This window comes from Rheinheimera sp. UJ51 (assembly GCF_020819615.1).
GTDB classification, from domain to species: domain Bacteria; phylum Pseudomonadota; class Gammaproteobacteria; order Enterobacterales; family Alteromonadaceae; genus Alishewanella; species Alishewanella maricola.
Map to the genome: position 1 here is coordinate 1 of NZ_JAJHOG010000003.1, position 16826 is coordinate 16826.

At 46.4% G+C, this 16826-nt stretch carries 13 protein-coding genes; 10 read left to right on the forward strand and 3 right to left on the reverse strand.

Translation table 11 applies throughout. The features are described 5' to 3' along the window. The 10 genes from istA to LMJ53_RS04085 form a co-directional block, all read left to right on the forward strand. On the forward strand, positions 1-1033 hold a 1033-nt coding region (gene istA / locus LMJ53_RS04040), incomplete at its 5' end, for an IS21 family transposase (protein WP_229584918.1). A gap of 11 nt (positions 1034-1044) precedes the next feature. After that, positions 1045-1791, forward strand: coding sequence for an IS21-like element helper ATPase IstB (istB, locus tag LMJ53_RS04045; protein ID WP_229584919.1), 747 nt, complete (start codon positions 1045-1047; stop codon positions 1789-1791). 1269 nt (positions 1792-3060) lie between these two features. Further along, on the forward strand, positions 3061-4182 hold the full coding sequence (gene proB / locus LMJ53_RS04050) for a glutamate 5-kinase (protein WP_226749788.1): 1122 nt from the start codon (positions 3061-3063) through the stop codon (positions 4180-4182). Continuing rightward, positions 4179-5432 carry a glutamate-5-semialdehyde dehydrogenase gene (locus LMJ53_RS04055; RefSeq protein ID WP_229584920.1) on the forward strand — a complete coding sequence of 418 codons (1254 nt, stop codon included), beginning with the start codon at positions 4179-4181 and terminating at the stop codon, positions 5430-5432. The genes proB and LMJ53_RS04055 overlap by 4 nt, the downstream gene beginning before the upstream one ends. 219 nt (positions 5433-5651) lie before the next feature. Continuing rightward, positions 5652-6962 carry a trigger factor gene (tig, locus tag LMJ53_RS04060; RefSeq protein ID WP_229584921.1) on the forward strand — a complete coding sequence of 437 codons (1311 nt, stop codon included), beginning with the start codon at positions 5652-5654 and terminating at the stop codon, positions 6960-6962. Positions 6963-7079: 117 nt separating this feature from the next. Next, positions 7080-7703: an ATP-dependent Clp endopeptidase proteolytic subunit ClpP gene (clpP, locus tag LMJ53_RS04065; protein WP_420778843.1), complete on the forward strand. Its 624-nt coding sequence runs from the start codon at positions 7080-7082 to the stop codon at positions 7701-7703. Positions 7704-7754: 51 nt separating this feature from the next. Beyond that, positions 7755-9035, forward strand: a complete 1281-nt coding sequence (clpX, locus tag LMJ53_RS04070; protein ID WP_226749791.1) for an ATP-dependent protease ATP-binding subunit ClpX — start codon at positions 7755-7757, stop codon at positions 9033-9035. Between the two features lie 111 nt (positions 9036-9146). After that, the gene (lon, locus tag LMJ53_RS04075; protein WP_229584922.1) at positions 9147-11543 is read left to right on the forward strand and encodes an endopeptidase La; all 2397 of its coding nucleotides are present in this window, start codon (positions 9147-9149) and stop codon (positions 11541-11543) included. 210 nt (positions 11544-11753) lie between these two features. Next, positions 11754-12026 (forward strand): nucleoid-associated protein HU-beta, encoded by a 273-nt coding sequence (hupB, locus tag LMJ53_RS04080; protein ID WP_226749793.1) that lies wholly within the window; start codon positions 11754-11756, stop codon positions 12024-12026. A 141-nt stretch (positions 12027-12167) separates the two neighbouring features. After that, positions 12168-14075, forward strand: coding sequence for a SurA N-terminal domain-containing protein (locus LMJ53_RS04085; RefSeq protein WP_229584923.1), 1908 nt, complete (start codon positions 12168-12170; stop codon positions 14073-14075). Positions 14076-14178: 103 nt separating this feature from the next. On the opposite strand, the gene LMJ53_RS04090 is transcribed toward LMJ53_RS04085, so the two are convergent. Genes LMJ53_RS04090 through LMJ53_RS04100 form a run of 3 tightly spaced genes read right to left on the reverse strand, consistent with a single transcriptional unit; the run spans position 14179 to position 16825 of the window. Next, positions 14179-14940: an ATP-binding cassette domain-containing protein gene (locus LMJ53_RS04090; protein WP_229584924.1), complete on the reverse strand. Its 762-nt coding sequence runs from the start codon at positions 14938-14940 to the stop codon at positions 14179-14181. Continuing rightward, positions 14937-15932 carry an oligopeptide/dipeptide ABC transporter ATP-binding protein gene (locus LMJ53_RS04095; RefSeq protein ID WP_229584925.1) on the reverse strand — a complete coding sequence of 332 codons (996 nt, stop codon included), beginning with the start codon at positions 15930-15932 and terminating at the stop codon, positions 14937-14939. The genes LMJ53_RS04090 and LMJ53_RS04095 overlap by 4 nt, the downstream gene beginning before the upstream one ends. Then, positions 15932-16825: an ABC transporter permease subunit gene (locus LMJ53_RS04100; protein ID WP_229584926.1), complete on the reverse strand. Its 894-nt coding sequence runs from the start codon at positions 16823-16825 to the stop codon at positions 15932-15934. Before LMJ53_RS04100 ends, LMJ53_RS04095 begins: the two co-directional genes overlap by 1 nt. Between the last annotated feature and the right edge of the window lies 1 nt (position 16826).

A 16826-nucleotide genomic window follows, 5' to 3' on the forward strand; every position in this document is an offset into this window, starting at 1 on the left:
CGTGGCGACCTTGGGTGCCTCTAATTACACCTATGTTGAAGCAGGACGCTCTCAGCAGCTGGAGGACTGGATCATGGCTCATACTCGTGCCTTCCAGTTCTTTGGGGGGATCCCGCGTTTGTTAGTGCCAGATAATCTGCGTTCAGCCGTCACCAAAACCCATCGTTACATGCCTGTTATCAATGAAAATTATGCTCGAATGGCACGGCATTATGGCACCGCCGTCATGCCCGCGAGGCCCTATAAGCCCAAAGATAAATCAAAAGCTGAAAACGCGGTCTTGATTGTTGAACGCTGGATCCTCATGCGTTTACGCCATGAATACTTTTATACACTCAGCAGTTTGAATCAGCGGATCCGCGAGCTGTTGCATGATCTTAATCATCGTCAGCAACGCGTACATCCAGGCTCTCGTTATGAACTTTACACTCGGTTTGATAAGCCTGCGTTGATGCCATTGCCGACCTATCCTTACGAGTACATCGATAGCAAGCAAGCGCGTGTCGGGCCTGACTATCATGTGTTGTATGCAAAACACGCTTATTCCGTCCCACATAATCTGGTCAGCCATACCGTCACTGTGGAAGCGACCGCGCAAATCATCTGCGTGTACTATCAAGGAAAAGTGGTGGCACAGCACCCCAGAAAACATCACGACGGAGGGTTTACTACCGTCAAAGAGCATATGCCTGATGCGCATATCAAACAGCGCTGGAGCGCGGAAAGATTACTGAGTTGGGCTGACAGCATAGGCAATGGCGTCAGGGCAGTCATCAGCTTCCAGCTTGAACGACGCCAACATCCTGAGCAGGCGATTAAAAGCTGCCTTGCAATCCTAAGCTTGGCTAAAAAGTATAGTAACGACAGGCTTGAAGCGGCTAGCCAACGAGCTCTGCTACTGGAGCAGCCCTACCTCAAAGTCATTACAAACCTGCTGGTGAATAACAAAGAACGCATCGGCATTGCCACTACAGCAGAGGCTACACCACCGCTGACCCACCACAATATCCGTGGTCCACGTTATTATCAATAAGGAGAACTGAGATGAGTTTATCGACATTACATGAGCAACTGCGTGCGTTGAGGCTTGGCCATTTTACTCAAGCATTACAACAGCAAGAGACGCAACCAGCAACTTACTCTGACATGAGCTTCGAAGAGCGATTAGGCTTGCTGGCAACACATGAGCTACTGTGCCGTGACAATACCAAAGTGCAGCGATTGGCTCGCCAGGCTAAGTTACGGGTAGATGCCCGAGCTAGCCACATAGACTATCGAGCGAGTCGAGGGCTTAAAAAAGATAAAGTGGCCGCACTACTCAGCGGTCAATATCTGCACTACAACCAGAATATTATCCTAACGGGGGCAACGGGCTGCGGTAAAACGTATCTTGCCTGCGCGCTGGCTACACAAGCGTGCGACCAACATCACAGCGTACGTTATTACCGGCTCGGTGAGCTGTTAGATGAGCTACATATCGGCCACGCCGACGGCTCATACCGCCAACAACTGAGCACCTTGGCTAAACGTAAACTACTCATTCTAGACGATTGGGGTATGGAAGCATTAACGGCGCGACAGGCTAACGACTTGCTGGATGTGATGGAAATACGCTACCAGCAATCAAGCACCATTATCGCCAGTCAAATACCGACCAGTGAGTGGTACAAACTGATCCCAAGCCCGACGATCGCTGATGCACTATTAGATAGGCTATTACACAACAGTCACCGAATAGAATTAACAGGAGAGTCGATGAGAAAACTAGACCAATCCGATCACTTAGCGTAAAACTACAGTTATGAAAAAGAACGGCTAACGGGTGATCGGATAACTCCGGGATCGCTGTTCGGAATCACCGAAATACGCATTCTCCCTAATTTTCAAAATTTCCGTATCAAAATCCCACATTACAATAATTTTCATGCACATGTTTGTGTTCATTCATGCAGTCGCAAGTTCAACTCCGGTACCCCCGACCATTTTTATTTGTTACGCAGCTTCCTTAGATATTCTCTCTTTAGGTCGCCGACCGGTTGATTTGATCATGCAAATGCGGGTTAAACACATGCCGTATCAGCACAACTTCTCTTTCTAAAACAAATGCTTTAATTAAGACCCAAACACCTCGCACAGCACATTTAACGAGCGTTTGTGTTTATGCTTGCCATGGTAATTGACATTTGCTGGGCAGTTTTAATACTCATGGGCTGAGTACCTAGGGCTAAGTGCTCAGGGTTTTAGCAGGGCATTAAACAAGCTAATTTATCGCTGTATCCTGTATGCGTTAAATCCCGATGCTTGCGGCAAAACTTAATGTTGAAGCCATGTATTTCAATCGCCACACAGTGCTGACAGGGCTTGTTGACGTTTGCTGGTTGTTTTTGCAGCTGAGTGGCTGGTATTTATACAAGGCAGAGCTTGTGCCGTGTAGTTATTCTACATAAACAAGCGACCCGTTTGTATGGAACAAACGGGAACAGCTCTGCTGGCCGAAGGCGAAATATAGGATATATTTCGTATAACGCAGTAGAAATGCCAGCCACACGCTGCCCGAAGGGTTCGTCTGGCGATGCTTTGCTCTTTGTGGCCTACATGGATGTAGGTCAGGGGCGAGAGCAGGACGCGGTAGCTTCTCTCGTCGTTTATTTAGAATAACTAAATTACACTCCTCGTTTCGCGATCAAAACATCGCCAAACGAACAAAATCTAAACAGCAAACGTCAACAAGCCCTAGTGATCAGGTGGCCATTTGGATTAGTGACGGGGCGTTATAACCACTATTCATCAGAATAATAGTGGTTTTTTATTTTTGTGATAATGGGGGGCGTTTTTGCAGAAAAAGTGAGCCGCGTGGATCTGTAATTTTGTTACAGTTATCAGGGGCTTCCTTTACATATTCTAGGTTTGAAAATACCGATGTTTTTTTCTAAATTAATGATAATTATCACTTATTTTTACTCCGTTAACTGTGGTTTTAAGTGTTGTTCGCGTGGTGTTGGGTGGTAGGGCTAGGCTGTTTTTGTTAGACTATGCACCGATTTACATAACGGAGGAATTATGCTTAACCCATCCTGGCGTAGGGTTGTACTGAAAGTCGGCAGTGCCCTAATCGCGCCGGACAATGAAGGATGCAGCGAAAAGTATTTGCGTCCTATTGCCGAATTTATCCGCGAATGTCGCGCACTCGGTCGTGAAGTGATTTTAGTCTCTTCAGGCAGTGTCGCGGCTGGTAGACACCATTTTAATTTCCAGCATCATCGTGTGCCTATGGCGTTAAAACGCGCCATGGCTGCCGTAGGTCAAAATGAGATGATGAATTTCTGGAGCCGTTGTTTTGATTTTCCATGTGCTCAGGTACTACTGACGCACGGTGATTTAAGCGATCGGGTACGCCACGTTAACGTGCAAAATACTATGCGCCGACTGCTAGATCATGGTGTATTGCCTATCGTTAACGAAAACGACACTATTGCTACCGAAGAATTAAAAGTAGGCGATAATGATAATTTAGCGGCGATGGTTGCAACGGTAACGCAGGCTGATGCCTTGATTATCTGTTCAGATGTCGATGGTTTGTATACTGCAGATCCAAACAAAGATCCGAAAGCGACCTTAATCCCTACTGTCAAAAAAATTGATCAACGCATTTATGACTTAGCCGGTGGTGCAACTTCATCAGTGGGTACGGGAGGGATGCGTACTAAAATTGAAGCAGCAGAAAAAGCCACCACACAAGGTGTTGATACCGTGATTTTAGACGGGCATCAGGCTGACAGTTTTCAGTGTCTTTTAGCGGGCAAGAATCCGGGCACCATATTTTATGCTCAAAAAAATCCGTTACCGGCTAAAAAACATTGGGTTAGACATACCTTACGTGCCAAAGGCGAAATTTGGGTTGATAGCGGTTGTATCGATGCGCTACGTGATAACGGTGCTTCTTTACTCAGCAGTGGTATTGTTGAAGTAAAAGGCGAGTTTGAATCAGGTGATGCGGTGATCGTTCGTTGCTCTAACGGCAAGCGCTCTATTGCTAAAGGCGTAACACGCTTTAGTGCGAGTGAATTGTTTTCGATTAAAGGACAAAAAACCCAGCATATTGCCGATTATTTAGGTTATTGTCCCAACGGTAGTAACGCCGTGATCCATCGCAGTGAAATGATGTTACTGGAGAAAATATGAGTAATGATGTTGCAGCTAAGCTTGCTGCAGAAGCCGCAGTGGCGGCAAAAGCGGTAGCTGTATTAAGCACCGAGCAAAAAAATATCGTATTGCAGTCGTTTGCCGATAAGATTCGTCAAGCCACGCCAACTATTTTAGCCGAAAACCGTGCAGAAGTAGCAGAGGCGACGGCCAATGGCACAGCCGCGGCCATGGTTGATCGTTTAACGTTAACTGCTGAGCGCATTGAAGCGATGGCCAGTGCCATTGAGCAAATTATCCAGCTGCCCGATCCGGTGGGGTTAACCCGCCAAATTGAGCAACGGCCTAACGGCATCAATATTGCCAAGCGTCGTATTCCGCTTGGCGTAATTTGCATGATTTATGAAGCGCGCCCAAATGTCACGGCTGATGCTGGTGCTTTGTGTTTCAAATCGGGTAATGCCGTGATTTTACGTTGTGGTCGGGAAGCGATTAAAACGAGCTTAGCGATTGCCGCTGCTATGCGTCAGGCGTTAGCCGAACATAATCTGCCTGATGCGGTGATTAGTATTGTGCCCGATCCTGATCGTAATTTATTACTGGCGTTGTTAAAGCAGGATGATTACATCGATTTAGTGATCCCACGGGGTGGCGAAGGCTTAATTCGTTTTGTAACTGAGCATAGCCGTATTCCGGTGATCCAGCACTTTAAAGGTGTTTGCCATTTATTTGTGGATGCCAGCGCAAAACCCGAGATGGCCCTTAACTTATTAATTAACGGTAAAGTGCAACGTCCTGGTGTGTGTAACGCCTTAGAAGGCTTACTCGTACATCAATCGATTGCAGATAGTTTTTTACCTAAAGTTGCCGCGGCCTTGGCCGAAAATCAGGTTAAGGTGCATGCTTGTGCACAAAGCTTACCGTATTTTAGTGGTGCCTCAGTTATTGCGGAAGATGAATTTGGCCAAGAATACCTTGCGCCGGAAATTGCCGTGCGGGTGGTTGCTGATTTTGACGGTGCCATTGCCCATATTGATCGTTTTGGCAGCCAACATACCGAAGTGATTTGTACAGAAGATCAAGCTAATGCTGACCGTTTTATTGCTACCGTCGATACTGCGGTGGTCATGCATAACGCCTCCTCACGTTTTTCTGATGGTGGCGAATTAGGTTTAGGTGCGGAAATCGGTATTTCTACCAGTAAGTTACATGCTTATGGGCCTATGGGGCTTGAAGCATTAACCACCGAAAAGTATGTGGTTACCGGCGTGGGGCAAACCCGCGTTTAAAAGAACACAACGAAGTTATTACAGGCTTTTATCGTTGATAAAAGCCTGTTTTTTTGTCTTGAAAAAGCATCGTATCTAAAGGCTCGACTAGCGGGTTATAGCTCGCTATAATGCCGCGTTAATTTTTATAACAGGTCAGGTTCATCTTGAGTTTGTCGACACCCGGCCATCACAGTAAGGCGTATCAGAGCCGCCTGACATTGAATTTGAGGTAAAGAGATGCAAGTTTCTGTTGAAACCACCCAAGGTTTAGAGCGCCGTTTAAATATCGTCGTGCCAGCTGCCAGTATTGATTCAGAAGTGAAGAGCCGTTTACGCGAATTAGCTAAACGTCAGCGTATCGATGGTTTCCGTCCGGGCAAAGCCCCCGTTTCTATTATTCAGAAACGTTTCGGTTCTGCTGTGCTGCAAGAAGTCGCTTCTGAGCAAATGCAACGTTCTTTCTACGAAGCTATTGTAGAAAACAAATTAACGCCAGCCGGTGCGCCACAGTTTGCACCTGGTGCCTTAGAAAGCGGCAAAGATTTAGCATTTACGGCTATTTTTGAAGTGTATCCAGAAATCACGGTAGCGGCTTTAGATAAAGTAGAAGTGACTAAGCCTACTGTTGAAATCACCGAGGCGGATTTGTCTAACATGTTAGACACTTTACGCAAGCAACACGCGAAATGGGAAGACAAAGCAGATGCCGCTGTTACTGGCGATCGCGTCACCATGGATTTCGTGGGTTCAATTGACGGCGAAGAATTCGAAGGCGGTAAAGCGACTGATTTCGTTTTAGAACTAGGCCAAGGCCGCATGATCCCAGGCTTTGAAGAAGGCGTGATCGGTAAAGCAGCCGGTGAAGAAACCACGTTAGAAGTGACTTTCCCAGCAGATTACCATGCTGAAAACCTGAAAGGTAAAGCGGCAAGTTTTGCTGTTACCGTGAAGAAGGTTGAAGGCCAGGTATTACCTGAGCTGAATGACGAATTCGCCACTTTATTCGGTTTAGCCGATGCGTCTGTTGATGCATTAAAAGCTGAAGTAAAGAAAAACATGGAACGCGAACTGAAGCAATCCATTAAAGGCAAAGTAAAAGAGCAAGTGATCAAAGGCCTGTTAGCGAACAACGAAGTTGAAGTGCCTAAGTCTCTTATCGCTAGCGAAGTTGATGTATTACGTCAACAAGCATTACAGCGTTTTGGTCAAAACATGGATCCAAAACAGTTGCCAGAATTACCGGCGTCATTGTTTGAAGAACAAGCAAAAGACCGCGTAAAAGTAGGCCTGTTATTAGGTGAAATCATCAAGACTAATCAACTGAAAGTGGATGAAGCTAAAGTTCAAGAGCTGATCGACAACGTGGCCTCGGCCTACGAAGATCCAGCAGAAGTGGTACAGTACTACACCACTAACAAAGAGCTGATGCAAAGCATGCGTAATGTTGCGTTAGAAGAGCAAGCAATCGAAGTTGTATTAGCTGCGGCTAAGGTGACTGAGCAAGCTGCCGCTTTTGACGAGATTATGAACCCAAAGTCCGCTAACTAAGATTGACTTCTTAGCGTATGGCGGTTTTAATGGCTCGGACACGTGTTCGGGCCATTTTATTTTCAGGCACCGTCTTTTCGCCAGTATTACCCAGCTACAGCAGAGGGATCCCAGATTATGCCAATGTCTCGCGACATGAATGACATCGTAAATGCCTTAGTACCTATCGTTATCGAGCAAACGGCTAAAGGCGAACGTTCTTTTGATATTTATTCCCGCTTGCTGAAAGAACGGGTTATATTTTTAACTGGTCAGGTCGAAGACCATATGGCTAACCTGATTGTGGCACAGCTATTGTTCCTTGAATCAGAAAACCCAGAAAAAGACATTTATATTTATATTAATTCACCTGGTGGTTCAGTCACGGCCGGTTTATCGATTTACGATACCATGCGTTATATCAAACCCGATATCGCTACCGTTTGTGTTGGCCAAGCCGCCAGTATGGGCGCGTTCTTGCTATCCGGTGGTACCAAGGGCAAACGTTATTGCTTACCTAATGCCCGCGTGATGATTCACCAACCATTAGGGGGCTTCCAAGGCCAAGCGACAGATTTTGAGATCCATGCCAAGGAAATCCTGTATATTAAAGAGAAACTCAATCGCTTGATGGCTGAGCACAGTGGTAAGAGTTATGAGCAAGTATGTAAGGATACTGAACGCGATAACTTCTTAAGTGCACAGCAAGCCTTGGAATATGGCTTAGTCGACTCCATATTGACCAATAGAGAAGCTAAATAATTGGATTATGCGGGCAGTATTTGCCCGCTGGTTGGAAAAAGAGGTAGTTACATGTCTGATCACCGCACTGACGGCGACAAGAGCGGCAAATTACTGTATTGCTCTTTTTGTGGCAAATCACAGCATGAAGTGCGTAAGTTGATCGCAGGGCCACAAGTCTATATTTGTGATGAATGCGTTGACCTATGCAACGATATCATTCGCGAAGAAATTAAAGATATCTCACCTAAACGCGACGGTGAAAAATTACCGACGCCTCGTGAAATTCGTCAACACTTAGACGATTACGTTATCGGCCAAGAACATGCGAAAAAAGTGTTAGCCGTAGCGGTATACAACCATTACAAACGCTTACGTAGCTCGCAGCACAAACAAGACGTTGAATTAGGTAAAAGTAATATCTTGTTAATCGGCCCAACCGGTTGTGGTAAAACGTTACTGGCTGAAACGCTAGCGCGTTTACTTGATGTGCCGTTTACCATGGCGGATGCCACCACCTTAACCGAAGCCGGTTATGTCGGTGAAGATGTCGAAAACATCATTCAAAAGCTGCTGCAAAAATGTGATTACGACGTTGAGAAAGCCCAGCGCGGTATCGTGTATATTGATGAGATTGACAAAATATCACGTAAATCTGATAACCCATCTATCACCCGTGATGTATCCGGTGAAGGGGTACAGCAAGCCTTACTGAAACTGATTGAAGGTACTGTTGCTTCTGTGCCGCCACAAGGCGGGCGTAAACATCCACAACAAGAATTTTTACAGGTAGATACCTCTAAAATCTTATTTATCTGTGGTGGGGCTTTTGCCGGTTTAGATAAAGTGATTGAACAACGTAGCGCCAAAGGTGCGGGTATTGGTTTCGGTGCTGAAGTAAAAAGCAAAGAAAGCAGCCGTAGCCTGAGCGAATCCTTCCGTGATGTTGAACCTGAAGATTTGGTGAAATATGGCCTGATCCCAGAATTTATCGGGCGTTTACCCGTTGTTGCAACATTAACGGAATTGGATCTTGACGCTTTAGTGCAAATTTTAAGTCAACCGAAAAATGCACTAAGCAAGCAATTCGCGGCATTATTCGAAATGGAAAACGTTGAATTAGAGTTCCGTGACGATGCCTTAAAAGCCATTGCCCAAAAAGCCATGGAACGCAAAACCGGTGCGCGTGGTTTACGTTCTATAGTGGAAGGTGTTCTGCTTGATACCATGTATGAATTGCCCTCTATGCAGGATGTGGCAAAAGTGGTCATTGATGAAACAGTGATCCGAGGCGAGAGTCAGCCCATACTTATCTATGAGAACAACGAACCGGCGGTTGCTGAATCACACTAAATAAAAAAGGAGCTGCAAAGCTCCTTTTTTATCAGATGAATTGAAGTTTGTAGATCCGTCCCCATATACTATTTATTGTCGCCTGCAGTAATTTAATTCGAGAGTAAATCAATGACCACAGAACATTCAGAACGTTTGCACATGCCGGTACTGGCGTTGCGGGACGTTGTTGTTTATCCGCATATGGTAATCCCACTTTTTGTCGGCCGGGCGAAATCCATTAAATGTTTAGACGCTGCTATGGAAAACGATAAGCAGATTTTCCTGGTGGCACAAAAAGACGCCGCTTTGGACGATCCGGCTGAAAGTGATTTGTATCGCATCGGTACCATTGCCACTATTTTACAATTGCTAAAATTGCCTGATGGCACCGTAAAGGTGTTAGTTGAAGGCGGCAAGCGTGCGCAATTAGCTGAATTTACTGAAACAACAGAAAGCTTCGCTGCTTATATCGATCCTGTAGTGACACAAGACATCGATAGCCGCGAGCAAGAAGTGTTTTTACGCTCGGCCATTAATCAGTTTGAAGGTTATATCAAACTGAACAAAAAGATCCCGCCAGAAGTGCTGACCGCCTTAAGCGGTATTGATGATGCGGCCCGTTTGGCTGACACCATGGCGGCGCATATGCCACTAAAAGTGGATGATAAGCAAAAAGTCTTAGAGCTGACCAATGTCACAGAGCGCATCGAGTATTTGATGGCGATGATGGAAAGTGAAATCGACATTTTGCAAGTTGAACGGCGTATTCGTAGCCGGGTAAAAAAGCAAATGGAGAAAAGCCAGCGCGAGTATTACCTGAACGAGCAAATGAAAGCGATCCAACGCGAATTGGGTGAGCTAGAAGATGCGCCGGATGAATTTGAAGCGTTAGCGAAAAAAATTACTGAAGCGAAAATGCCCGCTGAAGCCGAAACCAAAGCCAAAGCTGAACTGCAAAAGCTGAAGATGATGTCACCGATGTCAGCCGAAGCAACGGTAGTGCGCAGCTATATTGAATGGTTAACGCAGGTGCCGTGGCAAGCGCGGTCTAAAGTGAAGAAAAACTTAGCCATTGCTGAGCAAATTCTCAATGCTGACCACTATGGTTTAGATAAGGTTAAAGAGCGCATCATTGAGTATTTGGCGGTGCAGCAGCGCGTGAATAAACTGAAAGGCCCGATCTTATGTCTGGTTGGCCCACCGGGCGTGGGTAAAACCTCGCTGGGGCAGTCGGTGGCAAAAGCTACTGGCCGTAAGTACGTGCGTATGGCACTTGGTGGCGTGCGTGATGAAGCCGAGATCCGGGGGCACCGCAGAACCTATATCGGCTCTATGCCAGGCAAAATCATCCAGAAAATGGCAAAAGTGGGTGTACGTAACCCATTATTCCTATTAGATGAAATTGACAAGATGGCTTCGGATTTCCGGGGCGATCCGGCTGCAGCGTTATTAGAGGTATTAGATCCTGAACAAAATGCCACTTTTAGCGATCACTACTTAGAAGTGGATTATGACCTGTCAGATGTCATGTTCTTTGCCACCTCGAATAGCTTAAATATTCCCGCCGCGTTATTAGATCGGATGGAAGTGATTCGCTTATCGGGTTATACCGAAGACGAAAAACTGAACATTGCCCGTCAGCATTTAATCAACAAGCAAATTAGCCGTAATGGTTTAAAACCGACTGAAGTGGTGATTGAAGACAGTGCAGTCATTGGCATTATTCGTTATTACACCCGTGAGGCGGGCGTACGTAGTTTAGAGCGCGAATTATCGAAGCTATGTCGCAAAGCGGTAAAACAAATTCTTTTAAACAAAGAGTTGAAAACCGTGCTGATTAACGACGCTAACTTGGAAGAGTTTCTTGGTGTGCATCGCTTTGATTACGGTAAAGCAGAAGACAGCAACCGCATTGGCCAGGTTACCGGTTTAGCCTGGACAGAAGTCGGGGGTGATTTACTAACGATTGAAGCGGCAGCCGTGGTCGGTAAAGGTAAATTAACCTACACCGGTTCGCTTGGCGATGTAATGAAAGAATCGATCCAAGCAGCGATGACGGTGGTACGTAGCCGTGCAGAAGCGCTGCGGATTAACGAAGACTTTTATGAGAAACGGGACATTCACGTTCACGTACCCGAAGGTGCGACGCCTAAAGATGGCCCAAGTGCCGGTATTGCGATGGTCACGGCGTTAGTGTCGGGCTTAACCGGTAATCCGGTGCGAGCTGATGTCGCGATGACGGGCGAGATCACCTTGCGCGGTGAAGTATTACCCATTGGTGGCTTGAAAGAGAAACTGTTGGCTGCGCACCGTGGTGGTATAAAACGCGTATTGATTCCGCATGATAACATTCGTGATTTAAAAGAAATCCCAGAAAATGTTAAAGGTGCCTTAGAAATTAAGCCGGTGAAATGGATTGAAGAAGTGCTAGAACTGGCCTTACAAGAGCCAATTGCCCGTGTGACGCCGGTAAATTCACCAAAAACAGCTGCAAAAAGCAAAAAAACCGAAAAAAATCCGGTTTAGGGGCTTTTTATTATCGTAGGCTGTGCTAAGTTATGGTCAGTTTCGGCCAAGCCCTTGTGTAGCAAGGGCTGCGGTCAAAGCCAAAATTATTAGTTTTCTCGTTTCTGCTGCTTGCAAGCAAAGTCGTTGCTTGTTATAACAAGCGGGCAACTTCTAAAAACTAATAGCTTGACGTTGTAGAAAATAATAACAATTGAAGGGGATGATATTGTGAACAAGTCTCAACTTATCGACAAAATTGCTGCGAATGCAGACATTTCTAAGGCCGCAGCAGGTCGTGCTTTAGACGCGTTCATCGACGCTGTTACCGAAGCTCTTAAGGAAGGCGATTCTGTAGCTTTAGTTGGTTTTGGCACTTACACTGTACGCGAGCGTGCTGCCCGTACTGGCCGTAACCCACAAACTGGTGCTACTATTCAAATCGCTTCTGCGAAGATTCCTTCATTTAAGCCAGGTAAAGCGTTAAAAGACGCAGTAAACTAACAGTATTCTGCCCGGCGCGCCGGGGAGGGTCCTTAAGCCCGCAGACAATGCCAAGGCTTCTATAAAAAAGGCGCATCTGTTAAGATGCGCTTTTTTTTTAGCACAAACTTTTGTGTCACCGATAACAGAGAAAGAGCAAAGATGTTAGAACGAATCAGAGAAGGCTCGCAGGGATTGACCGCCAAAATCATTTTGGGCTTGGTTATCCTGACATTCGCCCTGGCCGGGGTTGGTGGTTACCTAAGTACGCCACGTGATGCGGTTGTTGCCGTGGTTAATGGCGATGACATTAGTCAGGTGCAGTATGAGCAAGCATTACAAAATGAACGTGCTCGTATGCAACAGCAGTTTGGTGAAATGTACGATATGTTAGCCGCCGATCCTGCGTATATGGCTAACTTTCGTAATGAAGTGTTAGAACGTTTAATTGACGAAACCTTACAAAAGCAATTTGCCCGTAAGTTGGGTTTGCGGGTAGGTGATGATCAAGTACGTGAAACCGTTACTGGCCTACCAGAATTCCAAGTTGATGGCGTGTTTAATCAAGATCGCTTTATCGCGTTATTACGCCAAGCCGGTTATCAACCTGCTGACTTCCGCGAAATGGTTCGCGAAGGTTTAGCCACAACCCAACTGATGCAAGGCTTAGTGGGCAGTGAATTTGGTTTACCTGCCGAAATTAATTTATTGCTGTCGTTACAACAGCAAACACGTGACATCCGTTATTTCACGGTCACTGCTGAGCGTTTTGCTGAGCAAGTTAGTGTCAGCGACGATATGCTGCAAGAGTACTATCAGCAAAATATCAGCCGTTTTATGACGCCTGAGCAAATCTCTGCTGAATATGTAGAATTGTCAGCGGCCAAGTTAGCGGAAGACATCGAAGTGACTGAGCAGCAAGTGGCTGATTACTATCAAGCTAACGCTGCGCGCTATGGCACCGAAGAAAAGCGTGAATTTGCCCACATTATGCTGGAAAGCGAAAGTGAAGATGCCGCTATTGCTGCACAAGCTGCTGCCTTATTAGCGGAATTACAACAAGGTGCAGATTTTGCTGAGTTAGCAAAAACCCGCTCTGCCGATACCTTCTCTGCCGAAAATGGCGGTAATTTAGGTGAGTTGGTGGCCGGTCAAATGGACCCTGTGTTCGAAGATGCCGCTTTTGCGCTAACAGAACTAGGCCAATTATCTGGCGTAGTGAAAAGTGAATATGGTTATCATATTATCAAGTTAGCCACGCTTGAGCCGGCAGTGACTAAACCTTTAGCTGAGGTTGCTGCAGAAATTGCGACAACGTTAAAAGCGGAGCAAGCCACGGCCTTATTTTATGATCTGCAACAGCGTTTAGCACAAGTCTCGTTTGAGCAGCCTGACAACTTAGAAGAAGCCGCTGATGTGGTTGGTTTGCAAGTTAAAAGTACCGGCTTATTTGAGCGCGCTAATGCGGCAGAGCCCTTATCGCAACCGGCTATTTTGAATCGGTTATTTGATTTGAACTTCATTGCTGAAGGCTTAAACAGCGATGTGTTAGAAATTGCTCGCGAGCATGTTGTGGTGATGCGCGTTAAAGAACATGTACCGGCACGTACCTTAGGTTTAAATGAAGTGCGCGCTGAAGTACAAAACGCAGTACAACAAGCTGAAATGACCAAACAAGCTGCTGCCTATGCTGCAGAGCTCGTCGCCGCAGGTGGCGATTTAGCCGCGATGGCGAGTAAAGCAGAAGCGAGCATCGTTGATAGTGCTGCCACGCCGCGTTTTGGTGGTAGTTTAGAAACAGAGGTACGCAGTAAAGCGTTTGCTATGCCAAGACCTACTAACGATCAAGCCAGTATTGACTCGGTGCAGTTAAGTAACGGTGATGTGGTATTAGTGGCGGTGGATGCGGTTACCCCTGCCAATATTAGCAGTGTGCCAGATACCAGCCAGTTAGAAGCGATTGCACGTCAGCAAGCAGAGCTGCATTATCAAGCGCTGATTGCCACTTTAAAAGCTGACGCTAAGATCACGCGTCAATTACGCACGACTGATTTGAGTGAGCAGCTGTAAGCGCACTGAAACGGCGTTAACGCCAAAACACTGAAAAGGGAGCCAACGCTCCCTTTTTTATTCATTTGAGCACATGCTGTGCTAGCAGCGTTTTTCTTGGGTGTTAGGCGCTACTTTTAATTAAACGCTTGGTATAGTCATGTACGGGGTTATTGAACACCGCGGTGGTATTACCCACATCGACCATTTGTCCTTCATGTAACACCAGCATCTCATCACTAATATGACGTACCAAACGTAAGTTATTGGTAATTAATAAATACGCCAAGCCATTTTTTTGCTGTAGCTCTAGCAGCAAGTTAACAATTTGGGCGCGTAAAGAAGGATCCAGTGCGGTTAAGGCTTCATCTAAGATCAGCAACTTGGGATCGAGAATTAAGGCTCGTGCCAGCGCGACCCGTTGTAATTGCCCCCCAGAGAACATGTGCGGGTAGTACTCTGCATGTTCATCCAATAAACCCAAGGTGCGAAGGGTGCCACGGATTTTTACACGGCGTTGCTCAGTATCTAAAATGGTACTAAAGCGCAGCACGTCTTCTAACATTTGCCCGACTTTTTGTAGCGGATTAAGTGAGTGGCCAGCATCTTGAAAGATAAACCGGATAACGTGGTTATACTTTTTATAGTTAGTAATATCGACTTGCTGTCCTGACAGGCGAATAATGCCGCTATCGGGTTTTTCGATGCCCACTAACAACTTGGCCAAGGTGCTTTTACCTGAACCGGTTTCCCCGATAATTGCCAAGGTTTTTCCGGTGTCTAAGCTAAAGCTGACATCTTGTAAGGCAATAATTTTTTTACGGTTTAGCCCACGCTGTTTAAAGTAGCATTTGCTAAGCTGTTCCACCTCGAGTAAGGCGCTCATGATTCATCTCGCTTTTTCAGAGGGAAGTGGCAACTGTAATAATGATTTTGTAGCCGTTCTAGCACCGGTGTTTTTACACACTCTTTGCGAGCATTTGGGCAACGTGGCCCTAAGCGACAACCAATCGGCACATGTTGTAAGGTTGGAATACTGCCCGGTAATGCATACAGAGGCGTTTTGGGGGCTAGGTTACTTTGAAACTCAGGTACGCTTTTAATCAGGGCATTAGTGTAGGGATGAAACGGGTGCTTGAGAATTTGGCTGGTTTCGCCGCTTTCTACTAATTGTCCACAATACAGCACACTAATATGTTGGGTGTAACGCGCGACACTCTCCAGTTCGTGGCTGATTAACAATACCGCCATGCCTTTTAATTGGTTAAAACTGGCCAGCAAACGAAACAGCTGCGCTTGGGTCGTACTTTCTAAAGCGGTGGTGGGCTCATCGGCAATAAGCAGTTTGGGGTTTTTCGCGATGGCCATGGCAATCATCACTTTTTGGCAAATCCCCTCTGATAACTGATAGGGATAGCTTTGCATAATGCTTTTATGATCGCGGATCCCCACTTTGTGCAGCAAGGCAATGGCTCTTTTGCGCCGCAAAAAAGGTTTTTGCCACCAGCTACCGGTCAGCAGGTGGCTGGGGATGGCTTCTTCAAGTTGCTCACCAATTTCGGCGGTGGGATCCAAACTGCGGCTGGGCTCTTGGTAAATCATCGCGATATCTCTACCGATAATTTGCCGCCGTTGTTCAGCCGTTACCCGCAGCATATCTTGGCCCATCCAGTTAAAGCGATCGGCGGTAACTTGCCAGCGACGATTGAGTACACCGACAATTGCTTTGGCTATCAAGCTTTTGCCTGAGCCCGATTCACCCACTAAGCCCCGTGTTTCACCTTCGCGTAAACTGAGGCTCACGCGATCGACGGCGCGGATCAGCCCTTCAGGGGTTTCTAGTTCGATAGTCAGGTTTTTAATATCCAGCAGCAACATTAGCTTTCCCGCCGTTTTTGAATAGCCACTTTTAAACCATCACCTAATAAATTAACGGATAATACCGCCGCGAAAATCAGTAAGCCGGGTACTGCCACGCTGGCGGGGGCCACGTAGATCAGATCCATAGAATCACTGATCATCGCCCCCCATTCCGCGGTAGGGGCCTGTGCTCCCAAGCCTAAAAAGCCCAGCGCCGCGATATCTAAGATCGCCGTGGATAAGGCCATGCTGCTCATGACCGTAATTTTTTCCCAGATATTTGGGATCACCACACGGGTTAACACCTGCCAGTTATTCGCACCATCTAAGCGGTAGGCGGTAACATAATCGCGCTTTAACTGATCGGCAATGGCATTACGAATGCCATGCACAAATTGTGGTAAGAGCGCCAAAATAATGGCCCAAGCGGTGTTAGCTAAACCAGGGCCTAGAATTGCGACGATAATAATCGCCAGCAATAATGAGGGAATCGTTAAAACCAAATCGAGTAAGTGATTAAAGAAGCTGGATTTAACACCACGGCTCATACCGGCTAATGCGCCTAATGCTAAACCGGCCATTAAGCTGGCTAATACCGTCACTAAGGCTAAACCAAAGGTGTAGGTGGTGCCTTTGAGCATTCTAGAAAGCAGATCGCGTCCCAAGTCGTCGGTACCAAACGGGTATTGCACTAAGCCGTCAGGTGCCCAAGACGGCGGCAATAGTAATAAATTATCGGCTTGAAAATACGGATCATGCGGGGTGATAAAGGGCGCAATAACACTGAAGAGTAAAAAACTGGCAAAGAGAGTTAACCCCACCAAAGCGCTGTGTTGCCGAGAGAACTCACGCCATAACTGTGCCAGTGGTGAGCGATTGTTTTCTTCTAGATAGAGACGAAATTTAGCCATG

Coding starts and splice junctions, on each gene's coding strand:
- clpP (WP_420778843.1), top strand. CDS start 7,080: ATGCCAATGTCTCGCGACATGAATGACATCGTAAATGCCTTAGTACCT.
- istB (WP_229584919.1), top strand. CDS start 1,045: ATGAGTTTATCGACATTACATGAGCAACTGCGTGCGTTGAGGCTTGGC.
- LMJ53_RS04085 (WP_229584923.1), top strand. CDS start 12,168: ATGTTAGAACGAATCAGAGAAGGCTCGCAGGGATTGACCGCCAAAATC.
- LMJ53_RS04090 (WP_229584924.1), bottom strand. CDS start 14,940: ATGAGCGCCTTACTCGAGGTGGAACAGCTTAGCAAATGCTACTTTAAA.
- proB (WP_226749788.1), top strand. CDS start 3,061: ATGCTTAACCCATCCTGGCGTAGGGTTGTACTGAAAGTCGGCAGTGCC.
- LMJ53_RS04055 (WP_229584920.1), top strand. CDS start 4,179: ATGAGTAATGATGTTGCAGCTAAGCTTGCTGCAGAAGCCGCAGTGGCG.
- LMJ53_RS04100 (WP_229584926.1), bottom strand. CDS start 16,825: ATGGCTAAATTTCGTCTCTATCTAGAAGAAAACAATCGCTCACCACTG.
- lon (WP_229584922.1), top strand. CDS start 9,147: ATGACCACAGAACATTCAGAACGTTTGCACATGCCGGTACTGGCGTTG.
- LMJ53_RS04095 (WP_229584925.1), bottom strand. CDS start 15,932: ATGTTGCTGCTGGATATTAAAAACCTGACTATCGAACTAGAAACCCCT.
- clpX (WP_226749791.1), top strand. CDS start 7,755: ATGTCTGATCACCGCACTGACGGCGACAAGAGCGGCAAATTACTGTAT.
- tig (WP_229584921.1), top strand. CDS start 5,652: ATGCAAGTTTCTGTTGAAACCACCCAAGGTTTAGAGCGCCGTTTAAAT.